The sequence below is a fragment of the Saccharopolyspora sp. 6M genome (genome assembly GCF_020176775.1).
Lineage (GTDB): Bacteria > Actinomycetota > Actinomycetes > Mycobacteriales > Pseudonocardiaceae > Saccharopolyspora_C > Saccharopolyspora_C gregorii.
The window spans coordinates 1-4,296 of record NZ_JAIUJZ010000138.1; the positions used below are offsets into that span (position 1 = coordinate 1).

The following is a 4,296-nucleotide window of genomic DNA, read 5'->3' on the forward strand; positions in this document are numbered from 1 at the left end:
GGGGGCGCCGCGCGCGCCCCCCCCCCCCCCCCCCCCGCGCGCCGCGCCGCCCGGCCCCCCCCCCCCCCCCCCCCCCCCCCGGGGGCCCGCCCCCCCCCCCCCCCCCTCGACCAGGTACGAGCCGGGCCGGGTGTTCGGCGCGTTCCTCGACGGCGAGCTCGCCGGTACCGCCCTGTCGATGACCTCGGCCCTGGAGGTGCCCGGCGGCGCGGTGCTGCCCGCCGCCGCGGTCACCGGGGTGGGGGTGCGCGCGGACCGCACCCGGCGCGGTCTGCTGCGGGAGCTGATGCGCGCGCAGCTGACCGAGCTGCGGGAGCGCGGTGAGCCGCTGGCGGTCCTGCACGCCTCGGAGACGCGGATCTACCCGCGCTTCGGCTACGGCCTCGGAACCCGGTCGCAACGGGTGCAGGTGGCCCGCACGCACGCCGAGCTGCGCCCGGACGCACCGATCGGTGGGCAGGTGCGGCTGGTCGACGGGCCCGCGGCGGAGAAGCTGCTGCCCGAGCTGTACTCCCGCATCGCCGCGGGTAGGCCCGGCCTCATCGCCCGCGGCGAGGGCTGGTGGACCACCCGGCTGGCCGGGACGGTGGAGAACGGGGGAGCGCTGCGGGTCGCGGTGCACTCCGACGACTCCGGCACCGACGACGGGTTCGCGCTCTGGGAGCCGTCGAAGACCGACCACCACTTCGGCGACGGGTCGATCCGCATCCTGGTGAGCGACATGCACGGTGCGGACGACGCGGCCACCGCTTCGCTGTGGCGGTTCCTGCTGGGCCTGGACCTGGCGACCTCGGTGATCGCCGTGGACCGCCCGCTGGACGAGCCGCTGCCGTGGTGGCTCGCGGACCGGCGCGGTTGCGGCGTGGACCGCGTCGACGACGACCTGTGGGTGCGGCTGGTGGACGTGCCCGCGGCGCTGGCCGCGCGGTCCTACGGCGCGGCCGAGCCCGTCGTCGTCGAGGTGCGGGACCCGTTCCTGCCGCAGAACTCGGGCCGCTACCGGATCGGGCCGGGTGGCGCGGAACCGGTCGCGGACGCGCCGCAGCTGGGCCTGGACGTGGACGTGCTGGGTTCGCTGTACCTGGGCGACGTCCGGCCGAGCACCCTCGCCGCGGCGAACCGCGTCGAGGTCCACGAGCCGTCGGCGCTCGCCGCCGCCGACCGCCTCTTCGCCGCTGCGCGCCCGCCGTGGTGCGGCACCCAGTTCTGACCGGGACGGTCGAGCGGCACCGGGTCAGAGCGCGGCGATGAGCCGGTCCAAGGGCCCGCCGAGGCCCCACCAGGTGCCGAGCTCGGCCAACCGGTCCGGGTCGGCCGGCGCGGCGGGAGCGGTGTCCGGCCGGTCCAGCACCACGGGCGCGTCCCGCACGACCCGCACCACGGTGGGCGCGGCGGCGAGGTAGTCGGCGGCGTCGGCGAGCTTGCCGCGCACCCGCGGCGTGAGCCGCCGGTCGCCCTGCTCGGAAGCGGCCAGCAGCGCCGCCAGCGAACCGAACTCGGTGATCAGCTTCGCGGCCGTCTTCTCCCCGATGCCGGCCACCCCGGGCAGCCCGTCCGAGGGGTCGCCGCGCAGCACGGCCATCTCCGCGTACGCCTCGCCCGCGCGAGCGGGGTCCAGCGCGTAGCGCTCGGCGAGTTCGTCCGGGCCGAAGTCCTGCGCCTTCGCCAGCCCGGCCCCGACGTAGCGGACGCGCACCGGCGTCGGCGCCGGGCGCACCAGCTGGAACAGGTCGCGGTCGCCGGTGACGACCTCCACCGGGTCGGTGGTCTCGCGTTCGGCGAGGACGCCGATCACGTCGTCGGCCTCGTAGCCCTCGGCCTCCGCGGTGGCCACGCCGAGCGCGTCCAGCACGTCCAGGATGATCGGGATCTGCGGGCAGAGGGTGTCCGGCACCTCTTCGGCGTCCGGGTCCGCCTCGGCGACCCGGTGCGCCTTGTAGGACGGCAGCGCGTCCACCCGGAACTGCGGCCGCCAGTCGTTGTCCAGGCAGGCCACCACGCGGGTCGGCCGCCGTTCGCCGATGAGCTTCGCGAGCATGTCGCAGAACCCGCGCACCGAGTTCACCGGCGTCCCGTCCGGGGCGGTCAGCGATTCGGGCAGCGCGTAGTAGGAGCGGAACCACAGCCCGGCGGAGTCGATCAGCATCACAGAACCCGTCACGGCGCACACTCTGTCACGACCGGCCGACGCCGCCCGGCGGAGCGGGGCCGATCCGGGTTCCGCAGGGCTGTCAGATCACTGTCACCAGGCCGCTCGGGGGACGTCCTACAGTCGCAGCAGCCCGGTGCGCACGCGCCGCGCACCGCGGCTTCCCGGCCCTCGTGGCCGGGGTGCGGAGCGGCCCGTCGCCGACCCCCGACCGGTGGGCGGGCCGTTCCGGCCGGGCACGTCGGTCCTCCCCGGGGCGTCGCAGCCCGGCCGGGCGCGGCGGGCCGGGCGGGTCAGCGGCGTCCCGCCCGGTTCCGGCCCGCGGACCGCGGTGCTGATCTTCGGCCCGCGCACCGCCGGAGGAGCGCGGCGCCCGGCGGTTAGGCTAGGTGGCCATGGCCACTGACTCGCTCAAGCAGGATCCCGCGGTGCTCTCCGCCCGGCTCCGCCGCGCCGCGGAGACGGCGGCGCACGCCGACCTGGACGCCCTGCTGATCACCCCCGGTTCGGACTTGCGGTACCTGCTCGGTGCCCGCGGTGAGTCCTTCGAGCGGCTCAGCACCTTGGTGCTGCCCGCCGCCGGCGGTGCCGCCCCGGTGCTGGTGCTGCCGAAGCTGGAGGCTCCCGGTTACGCGGACGTCCCGGCCGACGAGCTCGGCATCGAGGTCGTGACCTGGGTGGACGGCGAGGACCCGCACGCGCTGGTCGCGGACCTGCTGCGCCGCGGCGGTCGCGCCCCGTCCCGGCTGGGCGTCGCCGACGTGACGCCGGCGCTGCACTGCCTGCCGCTGCGCTCGGCGACGGGTGCCGAGCAGGTGCTGGCCGGTTCGGTGCTGCGCGAGCTGCGGATGCGCAAGGACGCCGCCGAGATCGACGCGTTGCGCGCGGCGGGCGCCGCGATCGACCGGGTGCACGCGCGGATGGGCGAGTTCCTCACCGCCGGTCGCACCGAGGCGCAGGTGGGCGCGAACATCGCCGCGGCCATCGTCGAGGAGGGGCACACCGAGGCGGAGTTCGTCATCGTCGGTTCCGCCGCGAACGGTGCCAGCCCGCACCACGCGCTGTCGGACCGGGTGATCGAGGCCGGGGACGTGGTGGTGGTGGACATCGGCGGTCCGATCGCCTCCGGCTACAACTCGGACTGCACCCGCACCTACGCGGTGGGCGAGCCGGCCCAGCCGGACGTGCTGGAGACCTACGCGGTGCTGCAGGCGGCGCAGGACGCGGCGGTGCGGGCGGTGCGCCCCGGAGCCACCGCCGAGTCGATCGACGCCGCGGCGCGGGAACCGATCGCGGCGGCCGGTTTCGGCGAGCAGTTCATCCACCGCACCGGGCACGGCATCGGCCTGGACGTGCACGAGGAGCCCTACATCGTCGGCGGCAACGCGCTGGAGCTGGAGCCGGGCATGGCGTTCAGCATCGAACCGGGCATCTACCACGCGGGCCGGTGGGGCGCCCGCATCGAGGACATCGTGGTGGTCACCGAGGACGGGGTGCTGAGCGTGAACTCGCAGCCGCACGACCTGGTGGTGCTGCCGGCGTGAGCGACCGGAACACGGGCGAACTGGAAGCGACGGACCGCGCGATCCTGCGGGAGCTGGCGCACGACGGCCGGTGCAGCTTCACCGATCTGGCCGAGCGCGTCGGGTTGAGCGTGTCGGCGGTGCACCAGCGGGTGCGGCGGCTGGAGCAGCGCGGCGCGCTGCAGGGCTACGTGGCCAAAGTGGACGGTGACCAGATCGGGTTGCCGCTGACGGCGTTCATCTCGTTGACGCCGATCGATCCGGCCGCGCCGGACGACTACCCGCAGCGGCTGGAGCACCTGCCGGAGATCGAGTCGTGCTACTCGGTGGCGGGCGACGAGTCCTACATCCTGCAGGTGCGGGTGGCCTCGCCGCTGGGCTTGGAGGAGCTGCTGCGGCAGATCCGGGAGGCGGCGAAGGTGTCGACGCGGACGACGGTGGTGCTGTCCACCCCGTACGAGCACCGGCCGCCGCAGATCTAGCCCTCGACGTGCTCGCGTGGGGGGGGGGGGGCGGGGGGGGGGGCCCCCCGGGGGGGGGGGGGGGGGGGGGCGGGGGGGGGTGGGGGGGGGGTGGGGGGGGGGGGGGGGGGGGCCCCCCCCGGCTGTGAAGAGGTTGGGCGGC

At 76.2% G+C, this 4,296-nt stretch carries 4 protein-coding genes; 3 read left to right on the forward strand and 1 reads right to left on the reverse strand.

Annotated elements, in window-relative coordinates:
• On the forward strand, nt 1-1,210 hold a 1,210-nt coding region (locus LCD31_RS18480; protein ID WP_304614868.1), incomplete at its 5' end, for a GNAT family N-acetyltransferase.
• A 24-nt stretch (nt 1,211-1,234) separates the two neighbouring features.
• Here the strand turns inward: LCD31_RS18480 and LCD31_RS18485 are convergent.
• A complete protein-coding gene (locus tag LCD31_RS18485; RefSeq protein WP_224959781.1) occupies nt 1,235-2,146 on the reverse strand; it encodes a 5'-3' exonuclease in 912 nt (303 codons plus the stop codon).
• A gap of 398 nt (nt 2,147-2,544) precedes the next feature.
• On the opposite strand from LCD31_RS18485, the gene LCD31_RS18490 reads away from it, so the two are divergent.
• Both LCD31_RS18490 and LCD31_RS18495 read left to right on the forward strand, forming a co-directional pair.
• Entirely contained in the window at nt 2,545-3,693 is a 1,149-nt protein-coding gene (locus tag LCD31_RS18490) for a Xaa-Pro peptidase family protein (RefSeq protein ID WP_224959780.1), read from the forward strand.
• On the forward strand, nt 3,690-4,154 hold the full coding sequence (locus LCD31_RS18495; RefSeq protein ID WP_373690034.1) for an Lrp/AsnC family transcriptional regulator: 465 nt from the start codon (nt 3,690-3,692) through the stop codon (nt 4,152-4,154). The genes LCD31_RS18490 and LCD31_RS18495 overlap by 4 nt, the downstream gene beginning before the upstream one ends.
• Nucleotides 4,155-4,296: the final 142 nt, after the last annotated feature.

Bases quoted from the DNA above. Each gene is read 5' to 3' on its own strand.
- LCD31_RS18485 (WP_224959781.1), bottom strand. From the start codon at position 2,146: ATGCTGATCGACTCCGCCGGGCTGTGGTTCCGCTCCTACTACGCGCTG.
- LCD31_RS18490 (WP_224959780.1), top strand. From the start codon at position 2,545: ATGGCCACTGACTCGCTCAAGCAGGATCCCGCGGTGCTCTCCGCCCGG.